This is a genomic window from Dehalococcoides sp. UCH007, assembly GCF_001010485.1.
GTDB lineage: Bacteria > Chloroflexota > Dehalococcoidia > Dehalococcoidales > Dehalococcoidaceae > Dehalococcoides > Dehalococcoides mccartyi_A.
In genome coordinates, this window is the sequence record NZ_AP014722.1 from 624,303 (window position 1) to 649,592 (window position 25,290).

Consider the following 25,290-nt stretch of genomic DNA (forward strand, 5'->3'; position numbering starts at 1 on the left):
ATCTTTAAAAAAATATATCTTATGCTAGCACCGCGAGACGGAAACGCCAAGATGTTTTTCAGCCAGTTCCATGGCGCAGAAGTCCCCGCACATGCTGCAGGCTTTACCTTTGGTTTTAAAGCGGTCACGTGTAAACCTGGCATGTTCCGGGTCAAGTGAAAGATTAAGCTGACTTTCCCAGTCTAATTTCTTACGGGCAATGGCCATCTGCCGGTCACGTTCTGCTGCCCCGTTTACCCCCTTTACAATATCAGCGGCATGGGCGGCAATGCGTGAGGCAATCACACCGTCTCTTACATCGGTAACATCCGGCAGAGACAGGTGCTCAGCTGGGGTAACGTAACATAGGAAATCAGCACCGGCAGCTGCTGCAATTGCCCCGCCGATAGCTCCGGTAATATGGTCATAGCCGGGGGCAATATCGGTCACCAGCGGGCCAAGCACATAAAAGGGGGCGTCTTCACAGACGGATTTCTGCAGGCGTATATTGGCCTCTATCTGGTTCAAAGGCACATGCCCGGGACCCTCCACCATTACCTGCACTTCGGCGTCTCTGGCTCTTTTTACCAGTTCACCCAGCACCAGCAGTTCAGCTACCTGGGCGCGGTCTGTTGCATCTGCAATACATCCTGGGCGCAGCCCGTCTCCCAGGCTCAAAGTAACGTCATATTCGCGGCAGATATCCAGCAGGCGGTCAAAATGTTCATAAAGCGGGTTTTCTGCCTGGTGGAATACCATCCAGCCGGCGGTAAAAGTACCCCCGCGGGAAACTATATCGGTAAGCCTGCCTTGCCCTTTGAATGTATCTATGACCTGGCGGGTAACCCCGCAGTGTACAGTTACAAAATCAACCCCCTCTTTGGCCTGGGATTCTATTGCACCAAACAGATCGTCAGATGTCATCTTTACCATAGCACCGTAACGGTCTTTAGCTTCCACAGCTGCCTGATAGACAGGCACAGTCCCCAGCGGAAGGCAGGTATTTTTCAGTATAGCCTGGCGGACTGAATTTATCTTGGGGCCGGTGGAGAGGTCCATTATGGTATCGGCACCTGCCATTTCGGCCATTTTCAGTTTTTCAATTTCACTTGCCACCGAACCAAAGTCTGTGGAAGTGCCGATATTGGCATTTACCTTGGTGGAAAGTCCCTTGCCTATACCGCACAGCTTCAGATCGTTATGGAGTTTGTTGGCAGGTATTACAATATTACCGTCAGCTACGCCTTGGCAGATAAACTCCGGCGGTAGTCCTTCAATCTTGGCTACGGCTTCCATTTCGGGAGTGATAATGCCTCTTCGGGCTTGCTTGAGTTGGGTCATGATTTTCCCCTGAAAATAAATTAACCAAGGCAAAGCGTTAACTTTAGACCCTGGTCTCAAAGTTCGCTTCCCTACGCTCGTATTATCGAGGTCAGGTTTTAGGGTTGGCTATGTGCCTCTCAGCCTTGAGCACCCCTAGCAAGTTTATGTAAATAAATGATAACACGATTAATTTGTTAAATGCAAAAATAGAGCCTGAAATTTGCCTTTATGATATATTACTATGCATGAATGAATTTATTTGCGGGTTGTCATCTTTGGGCATCACTTTGAGTTTTGTCCAGCTTGAGCAGTTTGAAACATACTACTGTGAACTGGTGGGTTATAATAGCCGGGTTAATTTGACGGCTATTACAGAATATAAAGATGTCCAGGTAAAACACTTTTTAGATTCTGTTTCACTAGTATTGGCCGGAATCAAGGGTGACGAAAAAATCTTGGATGTGGGCAGCGGAGCCGGTTTTCCCGGTCTGCCACTAAAGATACTTTTCCCTGATATACAGCTTGGTTTACTGGAAGCTACTCAGAAAAAGGCCCGTTTTTTAAGCGAAATTACTGCCAAACTGGGTTTAACCGGTGTTGAAATAATATCCCAAAGGGCAGAAGATGCGGCTCAAAACCCCCTCTATCGCCAGAAATACACTCTGGTTACATCAAGGGCAGTGGCAGATATGGCAACTTTGGCTGAGCTGACTCTGCCGTTTTGTGCTCTAGGCGGGCGTGTTATTGCCCCTAAAAAAGGTGACATTGAAGAAGAGATGGATAGGGCTAATACCGCTGTTAAAAAGATGGGCGGGCGGGTGTTTGAAGTGATAAAGATTGCATTGCCGGGCCTTGAAGATGGCCGCAAACTGGTGGTGCTGGAAAAAATTTCAAACACCCCGGCTTTGTATCCCCGCCGTGCGGGAATACCGGCTAAAACCCCCTTGATTTAGCTTGTTTGGGGTATAATATAAATAGTAAAATGTAAACGGATAATTCATGGCAAAAACTCTCAAAGGGAGACTAGGGAAAAACCGGTTCTCAAAAAATATCTATCTAGATGATGCCCCAAAAGGGTGTAAGGCGGATCAATACCAATATACTTATCTACCGTACGGTTGGTAAAAAGATTACGGAGGCAGATATGCCTGAACTTTTAACTGATGACCTTAATGCTTTGCTGGAGGTATTGCCTCCCAATATACGCCAGCCGCTTACAAACCCTGCCAACAGAGAAAATCTGATAGAGATTGTTATGGATTTGGGCCGTAACCCCGAGGCCCGTTTTCCTGACCGTGAGATTATACTGTCTAATCGGGATGTCACCCAGGAAGATATAGATTATGTTTCCTCCCGCATAGGTGATTTCGGTGATGACAACCGGGCAGGTATTGAACGTACTTTACATCGTATTTCCGCTATACGTAACCGCAAAGGCAAAATAGTAGGCCTAACACTTCGGGTAGGACGGGCGGTTTTTGGTACTATAAAAATTATTCAGGACCTTATCCAGTCAGGACAGAGCGTGCTTATGCTGGGACGGCCGGGTGTAGGCAAAACCACCATGCTCAGGGAAGTAGCCAGAGTGCTGGCGGGTGACCTCAAAAAACGGGTGGTTATAGTGGATACTTCCAATGAAATTGCAGGTGACGGGGATATCCCCCACCCCGCCATTGGACATGCCCGCCGTATGCAGGTCCGTACGCCTGATATGCAGCATGCCGTTATGATAGAGGCAGTTGAAAACCATATGCCGCAGGTGATTGTAATAGATGAAATAGGCACGGAATTGGAAGCCCTGGCCGCCCGCACCATCGCTGAGCGGGGTGTTCAGCTGGTAGGCACGGCTCATGGCAATGTGCTGGATAACCTGATGCTTAATCCCACCTTAAGTGACCTTATCGGCGGTATACAGTCTGTTACTCTGGGTGATGAAGAAGCCCGCAGACGGGGCACTCAGAAAACTATACTGGAACGGCGCGCCCCGCCCACTTTTCAGGTGATTGTGGAAATACAGGAGCGCAATAAAGTGGCTGTCCACCCGGATGTGGGTGCGGCGGTAGACTCTATTTTACGGAGTGTGTCCCCTTCGTCTGAAATCCGCTACCTTGATGAAAATGGCGAAGTTGTTATCAGCAAGCAGCAGCCCAGCGAAGAAAAAGTTAAAGCGGCCGCCGAGAGTTTGCCTTTGCCAAAGGGCAAGGAACTGCCGGTTATGTATCTTTTCGGGGTGAACCGCAGCCGTATGGAAGAAATTGCCCGGGAAATGCATCTGGATATCAAGCTGGCCGAACGCCCGGAACAGGCACAGCTGATGGTTACTTCGCGGAATTATTACCGCCGTAAACCCCAAAGAGTGCGTGATGCCGAAAATATGAATATACCTATATATGTATTAAAGAGCCATACGCCGGGTCAGTTCCACCAGCTTCTGGCTACCCTTAGCGGCAGGGATGTGGCTTTTACAGCGGATAAGCCGCCTGAAATAGATTTAGCTATACATGAAGCCGAAGAAGCAATAGCCCAGGTTAAGAGTTCCCATATACCGGTAGAGCTTAGCCCGCAGGGTGCTTATATAAGGCGCTTTCAGCACATAATAGCTGAAAAAGAGCATCTTTCTTCCCATAGTTTGGGCAAAGAGCCGCACCGCCGGGTAAGAATATCAAGGGGTTAAAATATGTCTTTGTTTATAACATTTGAGGGCGGCGAGGGTTGCGGCAAAAGCACCCAGTCCAAAGCCTTGTACAGGTATCTGAAAAAACTGGGGCTGGGGTGTGTGCTTACTCACGAACCCGGCGGTACCCGCTCAGGTGATAAAATAACCCGTTTGCTGAAGTGGTCTAAAGAAGAAAACATTTCCCCGCTTACGGAATTGCTTCTTTTCAATGCCTCGCGGTCTATCCTTATAGACAATGTGATTAAACCGGCCTTGCAGGACGGCAATATAGTTATATGTGACCGTTATACAGATTCCACCTTGGCATACCAGTGGTACGGGCGGGGGCTTGAGCTGGATACGGTAAAATGTATAAACAATCTGGCAAGCGGTGGTCTGGTACCTGATTTAACCATCTGGCTGGATATGGATGACAAAGCCGCTCTCCTTCGCAAAGGAAAGTTGCCGCCTGACCGCTTTGAAAGTGAAAATAACGGCTTCCACCAAAGGGTTCGTGACGGTTTCGGGGTTATTGCCGCTGCCGAACCAAACAGGTTTCTGAAACTGGATGCTTCACTGCCCCAGTTAGAGCTTGCCAGATGTATCAGGCAAAGGGTTAACGTTCTTTTGAAGCTGCCGCAATGAATGATAATCCTGGACTGATAATGGTAGCTATGAGCGGCGGGGTGGATTCCTCGGTTGCGGCCATGCTCCTGCTTGAACAGGGATACGATGTAGCCGGGGTCAGCCTGCAACTCAAGTCCAATAATGAACCTTACGGCAACGGCTATAACCTGAAACTTATTAACCGGGCGCGTGAAGTGGCGGCCGCTCTAGGTATCCCCCATTATGTGGTTGATTTGAGTGATATTTTTTCCCAAAGGGTTATTGCAGATTTCTGCCAGCAGTATTCGCAGGGGCGTACTCCGAACCCCTGTATTCGTTGTAATTATTATGTAAAGATAGGCGCTTTGCTTGATAAAATACCTGATTTCAATGCCGGTTATTTAGCTACCGGACATTATGCCCGTGTCCTTTCAGATGGAAACGGCACTCACCTTCTAAAAGGGGCCGATGAGAAAAAAGACCAGTCATATTTTTTATACACCCTGCCGCCCGAATCACTGTCCCGTCTTATGTTCCCACTTGGCAAAAGGTACAAAAAGGATATTATCCGTTTAGCGGCTAAGATGAAACTGCCCGTTTCCCAAAAGGAAAGCCAGGACGTGTGCTTTATACCTGACGGTGATTACAAGTCTTTTCTGTCCACCCGTATGGGATTTACCCCCGGCAAAATTCTGGATAAAACCGGCAAAATACTGGGTGAACATCAGGGGCTACCTCTTTATACCATAGGCCAAAGGCAGGGACTGGGGCTGGCTTCAAATGAAAAGCTCTTTGTATCAGATATGAATCCGGAGGCCAATACCATTACGGTTGCCAGCCATGACCAACTGTATACCAGCCGCATATTGCTGAGCAACTTCATCTGGCGGGAAAGCAGTATTCCGCTGGATACCCCCGGTATGATAGTCAAAGTCCGCTACAAAGCCGCCCCGGCCGAGGTGAAAAAGATATCCCAAACAGGTGATTTTTATTTACTTGAACTGGCAAGCCCCGTTTGGGCAGCCACCCCCGGTCAGGCAGCCGTTATTTATCTGGGTGATATGGTACTTGGCGGGGGTATTATTGAACACGGCGGGGACGCCGCCTGATATGCCTGCCGCTATCTGCCCCGGCTGGGCTGAGGAAAAGCAGCTCTGGAAGCAGGGTTTTTCCTCAATTGCCGGTTTAGACGAAGCCGGCAGAGGGTGTCTGGCCGGACCAGTGGTAGCCGGAGCGGTCATCATGCCGCCCCGGCTAAAGGGCGAATGGGTGGCTATGGTGCGTGACAGCAAGGTGCTTACCCCCGAAAAACGCGAATACCTTTACTGCCATATTGTTTCCATGGCAATAAGTTTCGGGGTGGGTGTAGTGGATAACACCCAGATTGACTGTCTGGGGATTGCCCCCGCTACCAGACTTGCCATGAAGACGGCGGTGGAACACTTGGATTGCCGGCCTGATTATTTGCTGGTGGATTACCTGAAACTGCCGGATATTCCCCTGCCCCAAAAGGGCATTGTGGACGGCGATGCCCTTTGCTTCAGTATTGCCTGTGCTTCCATTATTGCCAAGGTCAGCCGTGACCGGCTGATGTGCGAGCTTGATGCTACCTATCCCGGGTACCACCTTGCCAAACACAAGGGTTACGGTACTGCGCTTCATATGGAGTGCATTTCCCAAAAAGGTATCTCCCCCATCCACCGCCGCACTTTTGCCCCTTTAAAGAGTATGTTTGATGTCATATAAGCGTAAAGCAACAGGTAAACTGGGTGAGGAACTGGCAGCAGAGTACCTGATGACTTTGGGCTATCGCATTATCCAGACCAACTGCCGCCTGCCTGAGGGTGAAATTGATATAGTGGGGCAGGATGGTGAGTGTCTGGCATTTATTGAGGTGCGTACCAAACGCCGCTTGGAATACGGTTTGCCTGCTGAATCTGTTACCCTGCGTAAAAAAGCCCATCTTATTGCCAGTGCCGAAAGCTATATGCAAAAATACCATCTGGAACATCTGCCCTGCCGGATAGACTTCGTTTCAGTAGATCTCAGCCAGCCTGAACCTAAACTGGAACTGATTAAAAATGCACTGGGCGAAGAATGAAGACGACAGATATGGGTTTATGTTAAAATCTTGCCGTGGATAATCTTGAAAAACTGTGGCGGATAGTTGATGTTAACCAGAACCGCTTAAGTGAAGGGTTGCGGGTACTGGAAGAGATTGCCCGTTTATACCTTGAAGATGAAAAGCTTAATTCACGTTTCAAAAACCTGCGTCACTCACTTACTTTGCAGGATATTGCTTCCAATTCCCGTCTGTTATTTTCCCGCCAAGCTGATACTGATATCGGCGCTCAGTTAGAAACATCTGACCAGTCCAAACCGGAAACCTTATTTTCGCTTGTAAGTGCCAATGCCAAGCGGGCAGAACAATCCCTGCGGGTTCTGGAAGAGTTTGCCGGTTTACCTGAGACGGGTCTTGATGCCGCTCTCTACAGCCGCGGGCGTTTTGAACTTTATACCCTTGAAAAAGACCTGGCGGCCAGGCTTTTGCGTACAAACCGCCGGGATATGATAACGGGGTTGTATGTGGCTATAGATGCAGATTATCTGGCCGGGCGGGATATAACTGCAGTTACCAGAGAAGTGCTTGAGGGCGGTTGCCGCCTTATCCAGCTTAGGGCTAAAACGGCCTCTGCCCGAAAGTTTCTGGCACTGGCCGTAAGCTTGAAAGAAATTTGCCTTGAATACGGTGCGCTCTTTATTATAAATGACCGCTTGGATATTGCCCTTGCCTGCGGTGCGGACGGGCTTCATCTGGGGCAGACAGATATGCCGTTTTCGCAAGCCCGCCGCTTTATGCCGCCGGATAGCATTATAGGTATTTCTGCGGATACGCCCGAACAGGCTGTTTCAGCTCAAAACGAAGGGGCAGACTATGTGGCTGCCGGGGCGGTTTTTCCCACCCAAACTAAACAAGATGTCCTTTTCGGCGGCCTTTCAGGTTTACAGGCCATTCACCAAGTGGTAAAAATACCTCTGGTGGCTATTGGCGGCATAAACAAGTCGAATTTTTATGAAGCCATGCAGGCAGGTGCGGATAGCCTCTGCCTGATAAGTGCGGTCTTAGGTGCGCCTGATATTAAAAAGGCTACTTCAGAATTTATAACCCTTATGGAGGCAGCAAAAATTGACTAGCATCAGTCTCAAAATGGAACAGATATCTGACAGCATACGGGAAAACTTTAAAACCCGTGATGCCGCCCGTGAAAAATCCCTGCCTGTCAGCCGGGAAGCTATACGCTATTGCAGTCTGGCTATCAGGGCAGTTCACCGCCAGGAACTGGCACAGGCAAGAGAAATGCTGGTTTCGGCCAAAGCCCTTATTAAGGAGGCCGGGCAGGCTATAGACGCATGCGGCGAACTATCCAACACCGCGTTTTTCCTTGATGCCCAAAAAGAATACGCCGAAGCCAATACCGTACTGGCTCTGGTGGATGGCAAGGATATGCCCTCACCACAGGAACTGGAAGTGGACAATGCCGCCTATTTAAACGGTATTGGCGAAGCGGCAGGTGAACTGAGGCGTTATATACTGGATGGCCTGAGAAAGGGCGAAGATACCCGTGGCGAAGAGCTGCTTCAGGCTATGGATGATATCTACGAAGTATTGGTTACCATGGATTTCCCGGATGCCATTACCGGCGGGCTTCGCCGGACTACAGATATGGTTCGGGGTGTACTGGAACGCACCCGAAGTGATTTAACGTTATATATACAGCAAAAGGGGCTTGAGCAAAAGCTGGAAGATTTCCAGTCAAAATTGACCCGGAAAGGGGAGTAATTTAGTGTCTATCTGGATTGCATTGGTTGTCGGTTTAGCGGGTCTGGCGGTTGCCGGGCTGCTGGCCAGATTTGTCCTACGGCAAGATGAGGGCACACCTAAGGTAAGGGAAATTGCATCTGCCATTAGGGAAGGTGCAATGGCCTTTATTACCCGTGAATACACGGTGATGGCTATCTTCGTAGCAGTAGTGACTGTCATACTGGCATTTTTGCCCTCACTGGGTTGGCCGGTATCGGTTTCGTTCCTGTTTGGTGCGTTATGCTCGGGGCTTGCGGGTTTTATAGGTATGAGTATAGCCGTCAAGGCTAACTCACGCACTACTACCGCTGCCAGCCACAGCCTTAATCAGGGATTGAAGCTTTCCTTCAGAGCCGGTTCGGTTATGGGTATGTGTGTGGTTGGCATAGGCATTATCGGCCTTTCAATAATGTACTTTGCCTTTGGCAGTGACGTGGACTTCATTAAGATTTTGCCTGGATACGGTTTTGGTGCTTCCTCTGTAGCTATCTTTGCCAGGGTGGGCGGCGGTATTTTTACCAAAGCGGCTGATACTGGTGCGGATATTGTGGGCAAGGTGGAGAAAAGTATCCCCGAAGATGACCCCCGCAATGCAGCGGTAGTGGCAGACTTTGTGGGTGATAATGTGGGTGATGTGGCCGGCATGGGGGCTGACCTTTTTGAATCTTATGTAGATTCCATTATAGCCACCATGGCCTTGGCTACTGTCGGTGCCTTCTCAATGAAACTGGGCTATTCGCTTGTCCCGTCTGATGAAGCGGCTTTCTTCCTGCCCATGCTGGTTGCGGCCGGGGGTATACTGGCCTCGGTTATAGGTATCTTTTTAGTACGTACCGGGGAAAAACTCCAGATGAAGGCCCTGCTGGCAGCTTTACGCAAGGGTACTCTGGCAGCCGCCTTTTTATCGGCGGTATTCTCTTTCCTGGCTGTCTGGTATCTTCAAGCAGATTTGGGTCTCTTTGTTGCCATTCTGGCCGGTCTGGTGGCGGGTGTGCTTATCGGTGAAAGCACCAACTACTTTACTTCTTACGTCTATAAACCTACTTTGGGTATAGCGGCATCTTGCCAGACGGGCGCGGCTACCAATATTATCTCAGGTTTCTCAGTAGGTCTTTTGAGTGTAGTACCGCCTATCGTTTTGGTGGTAGCGGCTATTGTGATTTCCTATGCTTTCGGTGATGTTTATGGCGTGGCCCTAGCGGGCGTGGGTATGCTGGCTACTCTGGGTATACAAGATGCCACTGATGCTTACGGTCCGGTAGCGGATAATGCTGGCGGTATAGCTGAAATGGCGGGTTTGCCCAAGGAAGTACGCGAGCGGACGGATGCGCTTGATTCTCTGGGCAATACCACTGCTGCTATAGGCAAAGGGTTTGCCATAGGTTCTGCCGGGCTTACTTCACTGGCTCTTTTGCTTTCTTACACCCAGGCGGTTGGTATAACCGCTTCGCAGGTAAGCTTGCTGGATGTTAAGGTGCTGGCCGGGCTTTTGCTGGGTGTTATGATGCCGGCTGTTTTCTGTTCACTTACTTTAAAAGCGGTGGGTGTGACCAGTTTTTCCATTGTGAACGAGGTGCGGCGTCAGTTTAAAGAGATTGCCGGTATTATGGACGGCACTGCCAAGCCCGAATACGGCAAATGTGTAGATATCTGCACCCGTGACTCCATTAAGCAGATGATTTTACCCGGTATTATCACGGTAGTTTCACCGGTAATAGTCGGCTGGCTGCTGGGTTCGGTTGCCGTGGTGGGTTTTCTGGCCGGTATTATCCTGTGCGGGTTTATACTGGCAGTCACCTTTGCCAATGCCGGCGGTGCCTGGGACAATGCCAAGAAATGGGTTGAAACCGGGGCTTACGGCGGCAAAGGTTCGGATGCCCATAAAGCGGCAGTGGTGGGTGATACGGTGGGAGACCCCATGAAGGATACCGCCGGACCGTCACTTAATATTATGATTAAGCTGGTTGCCATTATTGCCTTGGTTATGGCACCTATACTGGCTAATTTTAGCGGTATAATTTAAGACTATATAAAGCTAAATAAACGGGTTGCCGGCCTTTTCCTTGCCAATGGTTGTTTCCCGGCCGTGTCCGGGGAAGACAAGGGTTTCAGGGGGAAGGCTGAGCAGCCTGTTTATTATATTCTGCCGCAAGGCCTCGGCATCGCTTTCCTCAAAATCTGACCGCCCTATGCCGGAGTTAAAAAGGGTATCCCCGCTGAACAAATAACCCGGCGTGTATAAACAGATACCGCCCGGTGTATGTCCGGGTATAGAAATAACCGAAAATTTGGTTTTGCCCAGTTCCAGCGTACTGCCTTCATCAAGCGGAATATCCGGCACAAGGTTTGGCAGCGCGGGCATTCCCAGGTAACTTACCAGCTCAATATTTTCACTTAAGCTGGCATCCGAAGGGTTAAAACAGAGTTTAGCTTCGGGGTAAAGTTTCCGGACATAATCCAGCCCTGCCAGGTGGTCAAGATGCCCGTGGGTAAGTAAGATATATTTTACATTCAGCTGGTGCTCGGTCACTGTTTCGGGGATTGAGTTTGAGATAGCAGCCGGGTCAATTATAAGCCCCTCACGGCTTTCTTCATCACCCAGTATATAGCAGTTTGTACCCAGTAAACCTAAACGGAGTTTGCGGTTAAGCATGTTTGTATAAGCCTCAAGGATAATATTTTGGCACATTCTAGCACTAAAGCTGGTATCCGCCAAAATATTTTTGACTTATTTGCCCAAAGCTGATAACTTTTTATTCATGAGTATAGATAATCAGCCGAATCTGTCTGCCGCTTCATTCAGCTTCCGTCCGGCTTATTTCATGGCACCGCTGCTGGTGCTGGTTATGTCGCTTATCCTTACTGCTATTTATTTTGGCCGTTTGCCGGTAGAGGTAGCTTACCGCTTCAGTATTGACGGCGCACCGGTTACCTATATAAATGCCGGGCTTATAACCGGCATGCTGGTTGGAGTGCAGGTTTTAGTGGTACTTTTGGCTTTTGGCTTGGCGTTTTTCCTGCCGCGGCTCAGCTTTTTTAAAACCAACCAGACGGATTTCTGGGTGAAACCGGGAACTTTGCTTGGGTTTATGGGCAATATCATGGCTGTGCCCCAGCTGATACTGGCATATGCTCTGCTGGACGTATTTGTCTATAATGTTCATCAAATTCACCTGTTGCCCCTGTGGCTGTTTGCCATTATCCTTATTGTTATAGCGGCCATCGTTATAGGGATTTTTGCCATTCCGGTATTTGTCAGGGCTTACAAAACTTTTAACGGCCCGAGTGCAAGTAAAAAGGAGTAATTGACCTTGTCTGAAAATGTTTCTCAGCCTGTTTCCATGGATAAAATAGTTTCTCTGGCCCGCCGCCGGGGCTTTATATTCCCCAGCAGTGAAATCTACGGCGGCCTGAATAGTTGCTGGGACTACGGCCCGCTGGGCGTAGAGCTGAAACGCAATGTTAAAGAAGCCTGGTGGCGGTATATGGTACGTGACCGGGATGACGTGGTGGGTTTGGATGCCAGTATCATCATGCATCCCCGCGTTTGGGAAGCCAGCGGTCATGTGGCCGGGTTTTCCGACCCCATGGTGGATTGCAAAAATTGCAAAATGCGCTGGCGTCCCACAGACCTTGCCGAACCCAAATGCCCGGCCTGCGGCGGTGAGCTTACCGAATCCCGCCAGTTTAACCTCATGTTTAAAACCTTTATGGGTCCGGTTGAAGAGGCGGCCAATATTGTTTATTTGCGGCCGGAAACCGCTCAGGGCATATTTGTAAATTTTGAAAACGTTTTAAATACCACCCGCAAAAAGCTGCCCTTCGGTATTGCCCAGATAGGTAAATCGTTCCGCAACGAAATTACTACCGGTAACTTTATTTTCCGCTCACGCGAGTTTGAGCAGATGGAATTGGAGTATTTTGTAAAACCGGGTGCGGATGATGCCTGCTTGGAGGAATGGACTCAGTACCGCCTGAACTGGTATAAAAATTTGGGTATGAATCCTGAAAACCTTAGGCTTCGGGCTCACCGCTCTGACGAACTGGCTCACTATGCTAAAGGCTGCTATGACGTGGAATATAATTTCCCTATGGGCTGGAGTGAGCTTGAAGGTATAGCCAACAGGCGTGACTTTGACCTGACCCAGCATGCTAAATACAGCGGCAAGGCACTGGAGTATTTTGACGAAGAAACCAAAGAACATTTTGTACCTTATGTAATAGAACCCTCAGCCGGGGTTGAACGCTCTACTCTGGCTTTCCTGATTGATGCTTATGCCGAAGAACCAGACAAGGACGAAATACGGACTGTTTTGCACCTGCACCCTGCACTTGCCCCGTACAAGATAGCTGTATTGCCTCTTTCCAAAAAAGAAATACTGTCTGATTATGCCCGTAAGATTTATGCAGACCTTAGAAAATGCTGGATGGTAGCTTACGATGACTCTCAGAGTATTGGCCGCCGTTACCGCCGTCAGGACGAAATAGGTACACCCTATTGTGTTACGGTGGACTTCCAGTCTCTGGAAGACGGCATGGTAACCATACGTGACAGGGACAGCATGGGACAGATACGGGTTAAAGTTTCCGAACTGAGTTATATACTGGCAGCCAAACTTTCGGGTGAGCCGTTTAACAGCTGATTTGGAGGCGAAATTGAAAATCCTCCACTTTGCAGACCTTCACATAGGGGTGGAGAATTACGGCCGTTTTGACAGTGCAACCGGGCTTTCATCCCGGTTGGCTGATTTCTTGGCTGCTTTTGACCATCTGGTGGCTTATGCCATTCAGAACAAAGTGGATTTGGTGGTTTTCAGCGGTGATGCTTACAAAAGCCGTGACCCTTCCCAAACTCAGCAGCGGGAGTTCGCCCGCCGGATAAGTACCCTGGCAAATAGCGGCATACAGGTGTTTCTGCTGGTGGGAAACCATGACCTGCCGAATGCCATCGGCAGGGCTACTACAACCGAAATATTTGACACGCTTAATATTGCCAATGTGCATGTTTCCGCCAAGGCGGAAGTGCGGCTGATAAATACCCGCAGCGGACCTGTTCAGGTCGCCTCCCTGCCGTGGTTACGCCGTTCCTCTGTTCTTTCGGTCTCAAACCAGAAAGAAGAAAAAAGCCTGAGTATTGAGGAACTGAACCAGAGGGTAGAACATTATCTGGCTGGTATTATAGAAAATCTGGCAGGCCAGCTTGATAAAAATATCCCCGCCATCCTTTCCGCCCATCTTTCGGTCAATACCGCCAAACTGGGCTCCGAGCGGAATATTTCAATAGGTCACGAGCCAACAGTTATGTTAAGTAATATTGCCAACCCTGCTTTTGATTATATTGCCCTGGGGCATATCCATAAGCAGCAGGTATTGTCTGTTTCACCTCCGGTAGTGTATCCCGGCAGTCTGGAAAGGCTGGATTTCGGCGAAGAAAAAGACGATAAAGGTTTTTATCTGGTTGAGATAGACCCCCTCAACCGTAAAACTGAATTTGAGTTTATAAAACTGGAAGGCCGCCGTTTTTTGACTATAGAGCATGCTGTAACGGCAGACAGCCTTGACCCGACTCTGGAAGTAATAAATATATTACAATCACGTAAGCAGGAAATACAAGATGCAATAGTCCGCCTGAAGCTGGAGCTGCCGGCAGAGATTGGCGGGCAGCTGCGGGATAATGATATACGGGAAGCTTTGCGTGAGGCCCATAACTTCACTGTTTCCAAAAATTTCACCCGCTCAAGCCGCCAAAGAGAGGGCGGTTTCAAAGCGGAGGGGCTTGACCCTGTTCAGGCTTTGGAACATTATCTGGATGCCAGGCAGACTTCGGCACAGGAGAAAAAGACTCTGCTGGAATATGGCCGCAGGCTGTATACTGCACTGGATAACAAGCAGACAAAAGTTTAATACCCATTTAAAGGAATTTTAATGTCGTATAATGCATCTTCAGGTACTCCGCTGGTGAAAGTTTTAGTGGAAGCCAGGCTCGGTTCACGCCGCAAAATGGCGGAGGCTATTAAACAGGGTCTGGTTACCCTGAACGGGCAGAAAGCGGAATCTTACTCCCAGCCGGTAAATACCCAGAAGGATAAGGTAACCTTTGAGGGCAAACCTGTTGAACTTAGCCGTATCCGCCGTATATACCTTATGTTAAATAAACCGCCTGAAATAGTCTCTACCACCAGTGATGAACTGGGCCGTAAAACTGTGATGGATTTGATCCACCGCCGTTATGAGGGGGCAGGGCTTTTCCCGGTGGGCAGGCTGGACGAGGCTACTACAGGACTGCTATTGCTTACCAATGACGGTGAACTGACTAACCGCCTTACCCACCCCAGCTATCAAATAGAAAAAGAATATCTGATATCCATTGATGCCGCACTTACCCAGGCAGATAAAGAAAGTCTGGAAAAAGGCATGCTGCTGGATGACGGGCTGACCTCACCTGCCCGCTTAAGCCGGGTTACAGATGAACCGCCGTATAACTACAAACTGATAATACACGAAGGTAAAAAACGGATAGTAAGGCGTATGTTTGCCCATTTGGGATACCAGATAAAGGCTCTGAAGCGCAGCCGTATAGCCACACTGCGTTTGGGCAAACTGGAAGAGGGTAAAACCCGTGAGCTTACTCCGGGAGAAATAGCCGCCTTAAAGCGCATTACCCGCCTTAAATAAGGGGTTTACGCCGCATGGTCATGCTGGGCGGAGGCAAGTTTTCAGGGCGGAGATTTAAGTTTTGGCGGCGCATCTGCCAGTCTTTAAATACCTTTAACCCTTGTTCATCATCCAGTACATTCCAATACCGATAGTAATCTGATACGTAAAACTTGGGCATAAACCCGTCAGCTACGGTAATTACTTCGTCGGCTGCCTTTTCTACCAGTTTACGGGCAGTAGCTGAAGCAGCGGGTACGGCGGCAACTATTCTGGCCGGTTTTTTACGCCTTACAGATTCTATTGCCGCCAGCATGGTATAACCTGAGGCAAGTCCGTCATCAATGATAATAGCTGTCCGCCCGTTCATTATGGAAAGTGTGCGGTGTCCCCTGTACAGCAGGCTTCTCTGCTGGACTTCAGCCCTTACTTTGTTGACCGTATAATGTATTTGCTGTTCGGTCATCTTTAGGTAATTTACCACTTCGTGGTTAAGCATCACCGCTCCGTCATCTGCCACTGCCCCGAAGCCTCCTTCCGGCCTTAACGGTATGGGCAGTTTACGGGAAATAATCATATCCATATCGGCATCCAGTGCCAAAGCCACCTGGGTAGCAATGGGTATACCGCCGTTAGGGATAGCCAGCACTATGGCAGATTTGTCCTTGTATTGGGTCAGTTTTTCAGCCAGCTGCCTGCCTGCATCAAATCGGTTTTCAAATATGGGCGATACCAGTGGTCTGTGCATCATGTCTCCTGCGGAATAAGTTTAAAAGCGTTTACATCTACCAGCCCCAAATCAGTCAGGCGCAGTTCGGGTATAACAGGCAGTGCCATAAATGATAAAGTGGCAAAGGGGGCGCTTAATTTACAGCCCAGTCCGGCTACCTGTTTATTTATTTCTTCCAGTGCGTCTACCACTTTTTCAAGCGGCTGGGTGGAAAGCAGCCCGGCTACCGGCAATGGCACCGAAGCACTTACCTTACCGTTCACCACCAGGGCAATGCCTCCGTTTAGCCTTTCCAGTTCCTTTACGGCAGTGTATATATCGGCATCATTTGTGCCTACGGCTACTACATTATGCGAATCATGGGCGACAGATGAAGCTATAGCCCCTTTTGTAATTCCAAACCCCTTTATCAGTCCCCGTCCTATATTGCCGCTTTGGCAGTGTCTTTCCAATACCACTATTTTTAGCAAATCCTGTTTAATATCTGGCGTGATAACCCCGTTTTCAGCGGGTATTTTCAGATTTAACCTGCGGGTTACAATCTGCCCGGGTATTACCTCTATGACAGGCATTTGGGTACTGCTGCCTTTAAGCGCTAGGTCTTTGATGTCAAAAGATTTTATGTGCATACTGCTTAGAAGTGATTTGGATATGCGGCTTTGGGGTTTAAATAACACCTGACCCTTTTCCGCTACCAGTTCCCCTTTGTGAAAGACCATATCTATATCCAGCTGATTTAGGTTTTGGCAGACTATCATATTGGCCAGATATCCGGGTGCAATTGCCCCGTGACCCTGCAGGCAGAAGTATTCGGCGGTGTTTATACTGGCCAGCTGGATAGCCCTTACGGGGTCAAGTCCCAGCTTTATGGCTTTGCGCACTACTGCGTCAATATCCCCGTCCCTTTGCAAATCAGCACAGCTTCGGTCATCTACCACAAAAATACAGTGCTTATAAGTCTTATCGGTTACCAGCGGCAGAAGCTCTGTCAGGTTTTTCTCCGAAGACCCTTCGCGTATCATTATGTACATGCCGCGGGCCAGTTTTTCTTTGGCCTCGTTAAGGTGGATACACTCATGGTCAGAGTGTATCCCGACGGAAATATAGGCATTTAAATCCTTGCCCGAAAGACCCGGAGCGTGGCCGTCCAGCACTTTACCCGAAGCGGCTTTAATCTTATCCAGTACCGAAGGGACACCGAACAGTACCCCGGGGAAATTCATCATTTCTCCCAGTCCGGTTACGTTTGGAAGACACAGCAGCTCCGTCACATCATTAGAGTTTATTTCGGCTCCGGCAGTTTCCAGATGGGTGGCAGGTACGCAGGAAGGGACTTGTAAAAAAATGTTTAAAGGCAAATCGGCTGAAGCACTCAAGACATAATCAATGCCCTCTTTGCCGCAGACATTACTTATTTCGTGCAGGTCGGTTATCAAGGCGGAAGTACCATGGGCAACTATTGCTCTGGCATATTGGGAAATATCCAGCATGGAGCTTTCCACATGGGTATGCCCGTTGATAAGTCCGGGCAGAAGATACGCCCCTTTAAGGTCAATCACCCTGTTGCCCAGTGTGTAGTCCCCTACACCGGCTATTTGGCCGCCAAACACAGCTACATTTGCCGGTTCTATTTCAGCGTTAAATACGTTTACTACTTTGGCATTTAAAAGCACCAAATCGGCTTTGGCTTCCCCTCTGGCAACTTTTATCAGCTGACTAAGGTTTGTCTGCATCCGGTTGTTCCTCCAGAGCAAATATTTCAGGTAACTGGCGGTGGCATTCGCCCCTGTCCAGCCCGTAACCTACCAGAAATTTATCAGCTACTTCGCAGCCCAGATAGTCTATTTCTACCGGGCAGATTCTGCGGCTGGGTTTACTGAGCAGGGCACACAGCTTTACCGAGTTTGCTTTACGCCTTTTAAGATACTTTAAAAGGTAAGAAATAGTTAACCCCGAATCAACAATATCTTCCACTACCAGTACGTCTTTGCCGGTAATATCCCGCTTAAGGGGGCGGGTCAGGCGTACTTTGCCGCTGCTTTGGGTATTTTGACCGTAACTGGCCAGCCCTACAAATTCCAGTTCAACAGGCATATTCAGGCGGCGAATCAGGTCAGCCATAAAAATAAATGACCCCTTTAGCACGCCTATTACCACCAGCGGTTTATCTTGGTAGCTACGGTTAATTTCAGCAGCCAAACGTTCAAGGTAAACTTCAATATCAGCCCTGGGAATAAAAAGCGAAAGATTTATCCTGTTCATCATCTGGTTGTGATTATAGCCCCCAAAACTTCACCTGTCTAGAAAACCGGGGTTTTTCGGCCGCACGGACATCTATTATTCCTGCCTAACCTTGCAGCCTGAAATACGTTATAGTCACTGGTAGTTGAATTTGTTACGGGGAGGTGCGCAGCGGCTGGTGTTTTGACCTTTTCGGCTGGTTAAACTTTAGTTCCATAAATACAAAGTTTAAAGCTAAATGGTATGCTTCGGGGAAAAAGAGTGTTATAATTTGCCAACTAAAATTGATAGATAACGAGGATTTTATGAAGTGTCTTAATTGTTCCCGTGATTTTGATGATAATCTGGTAGAATCCGGTTTGCTGTTTTGCCCTTTCTGCGGTGTCGGACAACCCCGGGGTTCGCAAAACCCCGATATAGATAATATGACCTTTTGCAGCTGCGGACAGGGCATTGTGGGGAAGGTTAACTATTGCCCAAGCTGCGGCCAGATGTTAAACCCTGACGCTCCCCCTCTTGAGCGAACCGGCCGTCTTTATAAGAATACCATCCGCCGTGAGTCATCCGAAAAGTTTTCACCGCCAGTACCGCCTGCTATCGAAGATGACGAATATGAAAATGATGAAGAATTGGAATCAACTGCCAGGCCGCGGAATTACCGTGATGAAGATGATACTACCCCTGCCGCTAGACCTGCCAGGCAGGCTTATCCTTATTATGACCAGTACGAAGAACGTCCCCGCAGCCGCACCTCCCGCCGTTATGCTGCTGAAGATGATTATTACGAAGATGAAGAACCCCGCTACCGTACTCCCCGCCGCCCTGCCAAGGCTTACCATGAGGAGCGCAGTTACCGTCCTAACCGCCGCAATGATGTAATGCCCCTTCTGGTGGTGCTCCTGATTGCTGCGGTGGCTGTGCTGGGCTATGGTGTTTATCTGCTCATCCAAAACTTTACAGGCAGTTAACCCGTCTTCCTTAATCTAGCCTTAATATTGCTGCTGTATAGTTAGTGCACGTGCAGTCTTGATTATGCCTTTTCACTGCATACAGAGAAAGGAAACAGATGGTTATTCAAGTGCAAGACTTGGTAAAGGTCTACGGTCCAATAAGGGCGGTGGATGGTATCAGTTTTAAGGTCAAAAAAGGTGAGGTCTTCGGTATGCTGGGCCCGAACGGTGCCGGTAAGACTACCACAACCGAAATTATTGAGGGTCTGCGGGATGCGGATTCAGGCAGTGTCACGGTGATGGGCATGGATGTACGCAAACAGCGTGAACAGATTAAACAGCTTATCGGCATCCAGCTTCAGGCTCCGGCTCTTTTGCCGCTGTTAAATGTAGAAGAAATATTAAAACTTTTCACCTCTTTCTACCGTAATTCTCTGCCGGTTGATAAACTATTGGAAATGGTAGCACTGACCGAAAGCCGCAAGGTACTTTCTAAGAATCTCTCCGGCGGTCAGCAGCAGCGCTTATCGGTAGCTATGGCTATGGTCAATAACCCGGAGATTACCTTTCTGGACGAACCCACCACCGGGCTTGACCCTCAGGCCAGACGGGGTTTGTGGTCGGTTATTGAAGAGCTGCGCGTACAGGGTAAAACAGTCTTCCTCACCACCCATTATATGGACGAAGCAGAACGGCTTTGTGACCGGATTGCGGTAGTAGACCATGGCAAGATTATTGCTTTGGATACACCTAAAAAACTTATCTCAGGCAACTTTAAAGAAAGCGCCATTGAGTTTGAAATGGAACCTGTGCCCTCCGGTGAACTTCTGGGGTCTTTTCCGTGTGTGACCAGTGCTTCGGTAGAAGGTTTTGAGGTTATTTTATATTCGGCTGATGTCCCGAAAACTATGGGCGCCATACTGGATTATGCGGATAAAAACAAGGGTAATACCGAACTGCGTAATCTGCATGTCCGCCAGGCCACTCTGGAAGACGTATTCTTGAAACTGACCGGCAGGAAGATAAGAGAATGAACTCGTTTTTAAATATGCTAAATGCCAATTTCAAGCAATTTCTCCGGGACAAGACTGCTTTGTTTTTTACCCTGGCTTTCCCGGTACTCTTTATCATTATGTTCGGGCTGGTTTTCAGCGGTACAGACAAGATTAATTATGATGTTGCCCTGGTAAACGAAGACGATTCGCAGATAAGTCAGGGTATAGTTCAAGCTTTCAGCCAGGTAAGCATATTTTCAGTGCAAGATAACCCACGGGATGAAAGTCTGCAACTTCTTACAGATGGTAAACTCAAGGCGGTTATAATATTGCCGGAGGGTTTGGGGCAGGCAGCTCTGTCCGGGCAGACTACTGAGGTGCAGGTTTATTATGACGGCTCTCAGACCAGCGTAAACCAGATTATTTTGCCGGTGGTCAAGGAGATACTTCAGAGTATAAACCGTGAGATAACCCAGACTCCTGTTTTGTTTCAGATAACCGAAGAGACTATCCAAACCAAAGATATGAGCATGATGAGTTTCTTTATCCCCGGTGTGCTGGCCATGTCTATCATGTTCCTGGGAATTTATTCGGCTATGCCGCTTATTCAGCAGCGGGAAAAGAAGATTTTGAAACGGTTGGGTGCTTCCCCTATTTCTCGCTCCACTATTATATTCAGCCAGGTGGTGCTCAGGCTGGGGCTGGCTGTGCTTCAGACCGTTATCATTATAGTCATCGGGCAGCTTATGTTCGGCGTTGAGATTTTAGGCAACTGGTGGCTGCTGTTAGGGCTGGTGATGCTGGGAACGCTGTCATTTATAAGTTTGGGGTTTCTGGTGGCTTCACTGGCCAAGACCGAAGAGGGTGCTATGCCCATTGTGCAGCTTATTCAGTTCCCCATGATGTTCCTTTCCGGCATTTTCTTTCCGCTGGAATATATGCCGGATTTCATGCGCCCGGTGGTAAATGCTTTACCGCTGACCTATTTGGGTGATGCCTTCAGACAGGTAATGGTAGATGGAGCTCCCGCTTTCCCGCTGGGGGTTGATTTGCTGGTAGTCACAGGCTGGCTGGTAGTCTGTATGGCTATCTCAGTCCGCTTTTTCCGCTGGGAATGACCAGTTTTTGCGAATAATAAAACTAAAGGCCGGGAATTAAACCCGGCCTTTGTTATTTATGGGTAGTTTTGGGGGGTGTTTTATAAAACCAGCATGGCATCACCAAAACTGTAAAAACGGTAATGCTCATGTATAGCTTTTTCATAAGCTTTTTTTAGAAATGGCCAGCCGGCAAAAGCGGCTGTCAGCATAAGGGGGGTGGAACGGGGCAGATGAAAGTTCGTAATAAAACAGTCAACCACTCTAAATTTATACCCGGGCAAGATAAATAAATCCGCCCAGCCCGAATATGGTTCAATAATCCCGTTCTGACTTAGACTGGAAGCCTGCTCCACCAGTCTGGTGGCCGAAGTACCCACACAAAATACCCGTTTGCCGTTTGCCTTGGCCTGGCAGATAGTCGCGGCAGTTTCCGCACTTAGTATTCCGTATTCGCGGTGGATTATATGGTCATTTGGGTCTTCCTCTTTCACAGGTCGGAAGGTATCTAGTCCTATATGCAGAGTTACATAGGTGCAGATTACGCCTATCTCGCTCAAACATTTTAACAAATCTGTGGTGAAATGAAGCCCTGCGGTGGGGGCAGCTACACTGCCGTTAGTCAGTGCGTAAACTGTCTGGTAGCGTTCCGGGTCTGAAACTGGCGTGTGAATATATGGCGGCAAGGGTACTTCGCCCAGTTTCATAAGGTGTGTTTCATCTGAAAAACGCAGAAGTTTTATGCCGTCATCTTTATCTGCCAGCACTTCCGCTTGGGTAGACGTTTCTTCACCGTGCTGATGTATATCAATAATTGTTCCGGGTTTGGTGCGTTTGCCGGGTTTTAAAAGGGCTTCCCAGCAATTATCCCCGTCACGTTTCAACAGAAGTATCTCAATCTTAGCGGCAGTATCCCGTTTGATTCCCTTTATGCGGGCTGGCAGTACCCTGCTGTTATTCATTACCAGCACATCTCCCGGTTTGAAGTACTCGGTTATCTCCCCAAAGATACGGCTGGTAAGTTCTCCTCTTTGGCGGTTTAAAACAAGTAAACGCGAACTGTCACGCGGTTCTGCAGGTTTCTGGGCAATATATTCCTGCGGCAGGTTGTAATCAAAATCGCTGGTTTTCATGAATCCTCAAATATATATATACGGCGAGAGCCTGTTTTAACTACTTGTAAGTATATCTGGCAGAGATTGTTTAATCAATTTTAGGTAAACGAAACTTTCTTTGAGGATAGGCCATGCAGGTTTGCCCGGTTTTTAAGGGTATGCTAAACTCATCTTTGTTATGAGAATACTTGTAAGCAATGATGACGGTATTTATTCATCAGGCCTGTGGGCTTTGGTGAAGCGGCTTAAAGAAGTTGGCGAAGTGATAGTGGTAGCGCCTGACCGTGAGCAGAGTGCTACCGGTACTCAGGTAACCCTGCGCCAACCCCTCAGAGTACAGAAAACCCACCCGCTTATTTCGGGGATTGAGGCCTATTCGGTAGAGGGCAGCCCCTGTGACTGTGTAATATTGGGTCTGGCCAAACTGATAGCCGAACCGGTGGATTTAGTGGTTTCAGGTATAAATCATGGCTTGAATCTGGGAGATGATGTGCTTATTTCAGGTACAGTAGGTGCTGCCCTGCAGGGTTATTTGCGTAGTATACCTTCCATAGCTATCTCTATACCCGTTACTACTGAGGAACCTGCAAATTTGGATAGTGCCGCCTGTATTACCATGGAAGTAGCGCGCAGGATAAAAAATGGAGATATTGCAAGGAATTCTTTTCTGAATATAAATATTCCAGACCTGCCTCTTTCACGCATAAATGAATTACGGGTTACTCCGCTTGCGCATAAAACCCATATAGAAACAGTTGAAGAGGGACATGACGGCAGGAAACGGTATTTCTGGCTCAGACGCCGCCAGTTAAGCCTCGCAGATAATCAGAAAACTGATATCTGGGCTATAGAGAACGGGTATATTTCTATAAGCGCTTTGCACGAAAGACTTTTTCAACAGCCCTCTTTTACCCTTGAGGATGCCGAGACCAGCGGAATACTTAAAGCCGCTAAAGATTGCCAGGAGAGAGTTTAGGTTTATATATTCTTCATTATGCCTGGTAGGTTCTTCAGCCGTTATCAGATGCCTCAAATACTCTTTCGCTTGACCGGATATGCCATGTGGTATATCATTTTAGGGTAACATTTTGAAAACTGGGGTACGGATATGAATAAAACTTCGAACGGCAAGTTTTTACGGGGTATAATGCTTTCTTCGCCTGTGCTTGTGATTGCGGCTGTAAGCATAATATTTTCAATCTCTGTCGCTCTGGAAGGCAAAATAGACAGTTCTCCTACCGGAAATACTGACAGCACTGATCAGGTTACCAACCCTATTACTGATAATTCAACTGATGCTACGGTCGACCTGACAATAACAGCTGAGACGTTGTATTCCCATTATGTAGATCCCGGTGAAACCAATCCTGACCAGTATTATAAGAGCAAAAATATAAAAGTCACAGGCAAAGTAGCAGGTTTTGTTTACGGAACCACTGCTAATAGTTGCTGGATATCCCTTAAGACTGATCAGAGTAACGGGGCAAATGTAGTTTGTTACTTTGGGAATTATGTGATTAAACCGGGTGCGGCTATTTCAATCGGTATGGATATTGAAATTACCGGAACATGTATGGGTTTAACAAATGGCAGGATTACGCTTATTAACTCATTCACTGAGGATGTCCAATTGATACCTTATGATCATAATCTGGAAGCTTAATAGCCTATATGCCACTGACCATAAACGGCAGTGAGCCTTTAAAACTTCAAATTAAATATATCCCCGCTTGGATCGCAAAACGGCCGAGACGGTAAATAGAAAAATTTTTAGATGCCTTCTTCGGTCTGCCGGGGAGGGCATCTATCATTATGGGAGAAGTACTTGTGCAGAATATAGGTTTTATAGGGGCAGGCAGAGTGGGTAGCACTTTGGCTTTGGGATTATCCCAAAAAGGCTATTTGATTTCGGGCATTGCCAGCCGCACACCTGGACCTGCGGAAAAGCTTTGCCAGAAACTCTGTGCTGCTAAATTTTGCCTGCAATCGCAGGAAGTGGCTGATACCACTGATATTGTATTTATCACTACCCCGGATGACGCTATTGCCGAAGTTTGCCGCAGTACTAACTGGCATCCCGGTCAATATGTAATTCACTGCTCAGGGGCTTATTCGGCTGATTTGTTGCAGTCCGCTAAAGATTTCGGTGCGCATACGGGAGTATTGCACCCGCTTCAAAGCTTCAATTTGCAGGCAGACCCTGTAAAAAATCTTGAGGGTATTACCTATGCGCTGGAGGGTGATGACCAGACTTTGTCTGTGCTTAAAGATATGGTAAAAGTGCTTGGCGGAAAATGGATAGTCCTTAAACCGGCAGATAAGCCAAGTTATCATCTGGCAGCAGTTATGGCGTCTAATTATCTGGTCACCCTTATGAAAATGGCTGCTCAGCTTTGGCAGACTTTCGGTGTGCCTGAAGACCGGGCTATTAAAGCCCTGATGCCGCTGGTGCGCGGCACCCTTTCAAATATAGAAAAAGCAGGTATAACCGATGCTCTATCCGGGCCTATAGCCAGGGGGGATTACGGGACGGTTCTAAATCATCTGGCAAATCTTGAAAATAATGCCCCTGAGTTACTGCCTGTTTATAAAGAACTGGGCAGGCAAACTGTTAAAATAGTGCTTGATAAGGAAAACCCCAATCTGGCTGGCATAGAAAAAGTATCCGCGATACTGGCAAATTAAGGAGACATATACAGTGAGAATCATGCTCAAAAGCAAAATCCACCGGGCTACCATTACCGATGCCTGCATAGATTATGAAGGCAGTATTACCATTGATAAAAACCTTATGCAGGTGGCCAACTTGCTGCCCTATGAACAGGTGCATGTGGTAAATGTAAATAACGGAACGCGGCTGGAGACCTATGTTATAGAAGGTCAGGCCGGCAGCGGACAGATATGTTTAAACGGGGCAGCTGCCCGTATGGGAATGAAGGGTGATAAAGTAATTATACTGGGCTACAGCCTGATAACTGAAGAAGATACCCTTACCCACCAGCCGAATCTGGTATATGTAGATGGGCTTAACCGCATAACCAAAGTAAAAAACGGGGTTGCCAGCCAGAATTTAGAGGTATAA

The 25,290-nt window shown here is 48.1% G+C and carries 26 protein-coding genes and 1 riboswitch; of the genes, 20 read left to right on the plus strand and 6 right to left on the minus strand.

The features are described from left to right. Positions 1 to 24: 24 nt before the first annotated feature. Positions 25 to 1,320, minus strand: a complete 1,296-nt coding sequence (gene thiC, locus UCH007_RS03310; protein WP_023652218.1) for a phosphomethylpyrimidine synthase ThiC — start codon at positions 1,318 to 1,320, stop codon at positions 25 to 27. A gap of 51 nt (positions 1,321 to 1,371) precedes the next feature. Next, positions 1,372 to 1,467, minus strand: a riboswitch (TPP riboswitch). A gap of 80 nt (positions 1,468 to 1,547) precedes the next feature. Between thiC and rsmG the strand changes: the two genes are divergently transcribed. The 9 genes from rsmG to UCH007_RS03355 all read left to right on the plus strand — a co-directional run bounded on the left by rsmG (position 1,548) and on the right by UCH007_RS03355 (position 10,449). Next, positions 1,548 to 2,255 (plus strand): 16S rRNA (guanine(527)-N(7))-methyltransferase RsmG, encoded by a 708-nt coding sequence (rsmG, locus tag UCH007_RS03315; RefSeq protein ID WP_046961535.1) that lies wholly within the window; start codon positions 1,548 to 1,550, stop codon positions 2,253 to 2,255. A 191-nt stretch (positions 2,256 to 2,446) separates the two neighbouring features. Beyond that, positions 2,447 to 3,976, plus strand: a complete 1,530-nt coding sequence (locus UCH007_RS03320) for a R3H domain-containing nucleic acid-binding protein (protein WP_046961536.1) — start codon at positions 2,447 to 2,449, stop codon at positions 3,974 to 3,976. A gap of 3 nt (positions 3,977 to 3,979) precedes the next feature. Continuing rightward, the gene (gene tmk, locus UCH007_RS03325) at positions 3,980 to 4,603 is read left to right on the plus strand and encodes a dTMP kinase (protein ID WP_046961041.1); all 624 of its coding nucleotides are present in this window, start codon (positions 3,980 to 3,982) and stop codon (positions 4,601 to 4,603) included. Next, the gene (gene mnmA / locus UCH007_RS03330) at positions 4,600 to 5,673 is read left to right on the plus strand and encodes a tRNA 2-thiouridine(34) synthase MnmA (RefSeq protein WP_046961042.1); all 1,074 of its coding nucleotides are present in this window, start codon (positions 4,600 to 4,602) and stop codon (positions 5,671 to 5,673) included. Before tmk ends, mnmA begins: the two co-directional genes overlap by 4 nt. Position 5,674: 1 nt before the next feature. Continuing rightward, on the plus strand, positions 5,675 to 6,310 hold the full coding sequence (locus UCH007_RS03335; protein WP_046961043.1) for a ribonuclease HII: 636 nt from the start codon (positions 5,675 to 5,677) through the stop codon (positions 6,308 to 6,310). Further along, positions 6,300 to 6,665 (plus strand): YraN family protein, encoded by a 366-nt coding sequence (locus UCH007_RS03340; protein ID WP_046961044.1) that lies wholly within the window; start codon positions 6,300 to 6,302, stop codon positions 6,663 to 6,665. Before UCH007_RS03335 ends, UCH007_RS03340 begins: the two co-directional genes overlap by 11 nt. 35 nt (positions 6,666 to 6,700) lie before the next feature. Beyond that, complete coding sequence (locus UCH007_RS03345; protein ID WP_046961045.1) at positions 6,701 to 7,759, plus strand: thiamine phosphate synthase; 1,059 nt, start codon at positions 6,701 to 6,703, stop codon at positions 7,757 to 7,759. Continuing rightward, a complete protein-coding gene (locus UCH007_RS03350) occupies positions 7,752 to 8,405 on the plus strand; it encodes a haloacid dehalogenase (RefSeq protein ID WP_041223357.1) in 654 nt (217 codons plus the stop codon). Before UCH007_RS03345 ends, UCH007_RS03350 begins: the two co-directional genes overlap by 8 nt. 4 nt (positions 8,406 to 8,409) lie before the next feature. Next, a complete protein-coding gene (locus UCH007_RS03355; protein ID WP_046961046.1) occupies positions 8,410 to 10,449 on the plus strand; it encodes a sodium-translocating pyrophosphatase in 2,040 nt (679 codons plus the stop codon). A gap of 12 nt (positions 10,450 to 10,461) precedes the next feature. Here the strand turns inward: UCH007_RS03355 and UCH007_RS03360 are convergent, their stop codons facing one another. Then, a complete protein-coding gene (locus tag UCH007_RS03360) occupies positions 10,462 to 11,115 on the minus strand; it encodes an MBL fold metallo-hydrolase (protein ID WP_052753397.1) in 654 nt (217 codons plus the stop codon). Positions 11,116 to 11,185: 70 nt separating this feature from the next. Here UCH007_RS03360 and UCH007_RS03365 point away from each other — a divergent pair, with 70 nt between their 5' ends. The 4 genes from UCH007_RS03365 to UCH007_RS03380 are packed head-to-tail and all read left to right on the plus strand — an operon-like array spanning position 11,186 to position 15,101. After that, positions 11,186 to 11,731 (plus strand): hypothetical protein, encoded by a 546-nt coding sequence (locus UCH007_RS03365; RefSeq protein ID WP_046961538.1) that lies wholly within the window; start codon positions 11,186 to 11,188, stop codon positions 11,729 to 11,731. Between the two features lie 36 nt (positions 11,732 to 11,767). Then, positions 11,768 to 13,069, plus strand: a complete 1,302-nt coding sequence (locus UCH007_RS03370; RefSeq protein ID WP_046961539.1) for a glycine--tRNA ligase — start codon at positions 11,768 to 11,770, stop codon at positions 13,067 to 13,069. Positions 13,070 to 13,082: 13 nt separating this feature from the next. Continuing rightward, a complete protein-coding gene (locus tag UCH007_RS03375) occupies positions 13,083 to 14,330 on the plus strand; it encodes a metallophosphoesterase family protein (RefSeq protein WP_046961047.1) in 1,248 nt (415 codons plus the stop codon). 21 nt (positions 14,331 to 14,351) lie between these two features. Then, a complete protein-coding gene (locus UCH007_RS03380; RefSeq protein WP_046961048.1) occupies positions 14,352 to 15,101 on the plus strand; it encodes a pseudouridine synthase in 750 nt (249 codons plus the stop codon). Here UCH007_RS03380 and UCH007_RS03385 read toward each other — a convergent pair. Genes UCH007_RS03385 through hpt form a run of 3 tightly spaced genes read right to left on the minus strand, consistent with a single transcriptional unit; the run spans position 15,094 to position 18,075 of the window. Then, positions 15,094 to 15,828 (minus strand): phosphoribosyltransferase, encoded by a 735-nt coding sequence (locus tag UCH007_RS03385; protein ID WP_046961049.1) that lies wholly within the window; start codon positions 15,826 to 15,828, stop codon positions 15,094 to 15,096. The two genes, UCH007_RS03380 and UCH007_RS03385, sit on opposite strands and share 8 nt — an antisense overlap. Continuing rightward, positions 15,828 to 17,543 carry an adenine deaminase gene (ade, locus tag UCH007_RS03390; RefSeq protein WP_046961050.1) on the minus strand — a complete coding sequence of 572 codons (1,716 nt, stop codon included), beginning with the start codon at positions 17,541 to 17,543 and terminating at the stop codon, positions 15,828 to 15,830. The genes UCH007_RS03385 and ade overlap by 1 nt, the downstream gene beginning before the upstream one ends. Beyond that, complete coding sequence (hpt, locus tag UCH007_RS03395; RefSeq protein ID WP_041223359.1) at positions 17,527 to 18,075, minus strand: hypoxanthine phosphoribosyltransferase; 549 nt, start codon at positions 18,073 to 18,075, stop codon at positions 17,527 to 17,529. The genes ade and hpt overlap by 17 nt, the downstream gene beginning before the upstream one ends. A 281-nt stretch (positions 18,076 to 18,356) precedes the next feature. Between hpt and UCH007_RS03400 the strand changes: the two genes are divergently transcribed. The 3 genes from UCH007_RS03400 to UCH007_RS03410 all read left to right on the plus strand — a co-directional run bounded on the left by UCH007_RS03400 (position 18,357) and on the right by UCH007_RS03410 (position 21,114). Continuing rightward, a complete protein-coding gene (locus UCH007_RS03400; protein WP_046961540.1) occupies positions 18,357 to 19,019 on the plus strand; it encodes a hypothetical protein in 663 nt (220 codons plus the stop codon). A 98-nt stretch (positions 19,020 to 19,117) separates the two neighbouring features. After that, positions 19,118 to 20,035 carry an ABC transporter ATP-binding protein gene (locus UCH007_RS03405; protein ID WP_046961051.1) on the plus strand — a complete coding sequence of 306 codons (918 nt, stop codon included), beginning with the start codon at positions 19,118 to 19,120 and terminating at the stop codon, positions 20,033 to 20,035. After that, the gene (locus tag UCH007_RS03410) at positions 20,032 to 21,114 is read left to right on the plus strand and encodes an ABC transporter permease (protein ID WP_046961052.1); all 1,083 of its coding nucleotides are present in this window, start codon (positions 20,032 to 20,034) and stop codon (positions 21,112 to 21,114) included. Before UCH007_RS03405 ends, UCH007_RS03410 begins: the two co-directional genes overlap by 4 nt. A gap of 80 nt (positions 21,115 to 21,194) precedes the next feature. Here UCH007_RS03410 and queA read toward each other — a convergent pair whose 3' ends face one another. Further along, entirely contained in the window at positions 21,195 to 22,226 is a 1,032-nt protein-coding gene (gene queA / locus UCH007_RS03415; RefSeq protein WP_023652274.1) for a tRNA preQ1(34) S-adenosylmethionine ribosyltransferase-isomerase QueA, read from the minus strand. 160 nt (positions 22,227 to 22,386) lie between these two features. On the opposite strand from queA, the gene surE reads away from it, so the two are divergent. From surE to panD, 4 genes are all read left to right on the plus strand, one after another. Further along, positions 22,387 to 23,184: a 5'/3'-nucleotidase SurE gene (gene surE / locus UCH007_RS03420; protein WP_041330857.1), complete on the plus strand. Its 798-nt coding sequence runs from the start codon at positions 22,387 to 22,389 to the stop codon at positions 23,182 to 23,184. Positions 23,185 to 23,316: 132 nt separating this feature from the next. Continuing rightward, entirely contained in the window at positions 23,317 to 23,871 is a 555-nt protein-coding gene (locus UCH007_RS03425; protein WP_012881999.1) for an OB-fold protein, read from the plus strand. Between the two features lie 149 nt (positions 23,872 to 24,020). Next, complete coding sequence (locus UCH007_RS03430) at positions 24,021 to 24,893, plus strand: Rossmann-like and DUF2520 domain-containing protein (protein ID WP_231854737.1); 873 nt, start codon at positions 24,021 to 24,023, stop codon at positions 24,891 to 24,893. A 22-nt stretch (positions 24,894 to 24,915) separates the two neighbouring features. Beyond that, positions 24,916 to 25,290: an aspartate 1-decarboxylase gene (gene panD, locus UCH007_RS03435; RefSeq protein WP_046961053.1), complete on the plus strand. Its 375-nt coding sequence runs from the start codon at positions 24,916 to 24,918 to the stop codon at positions 25,288 to 25,290.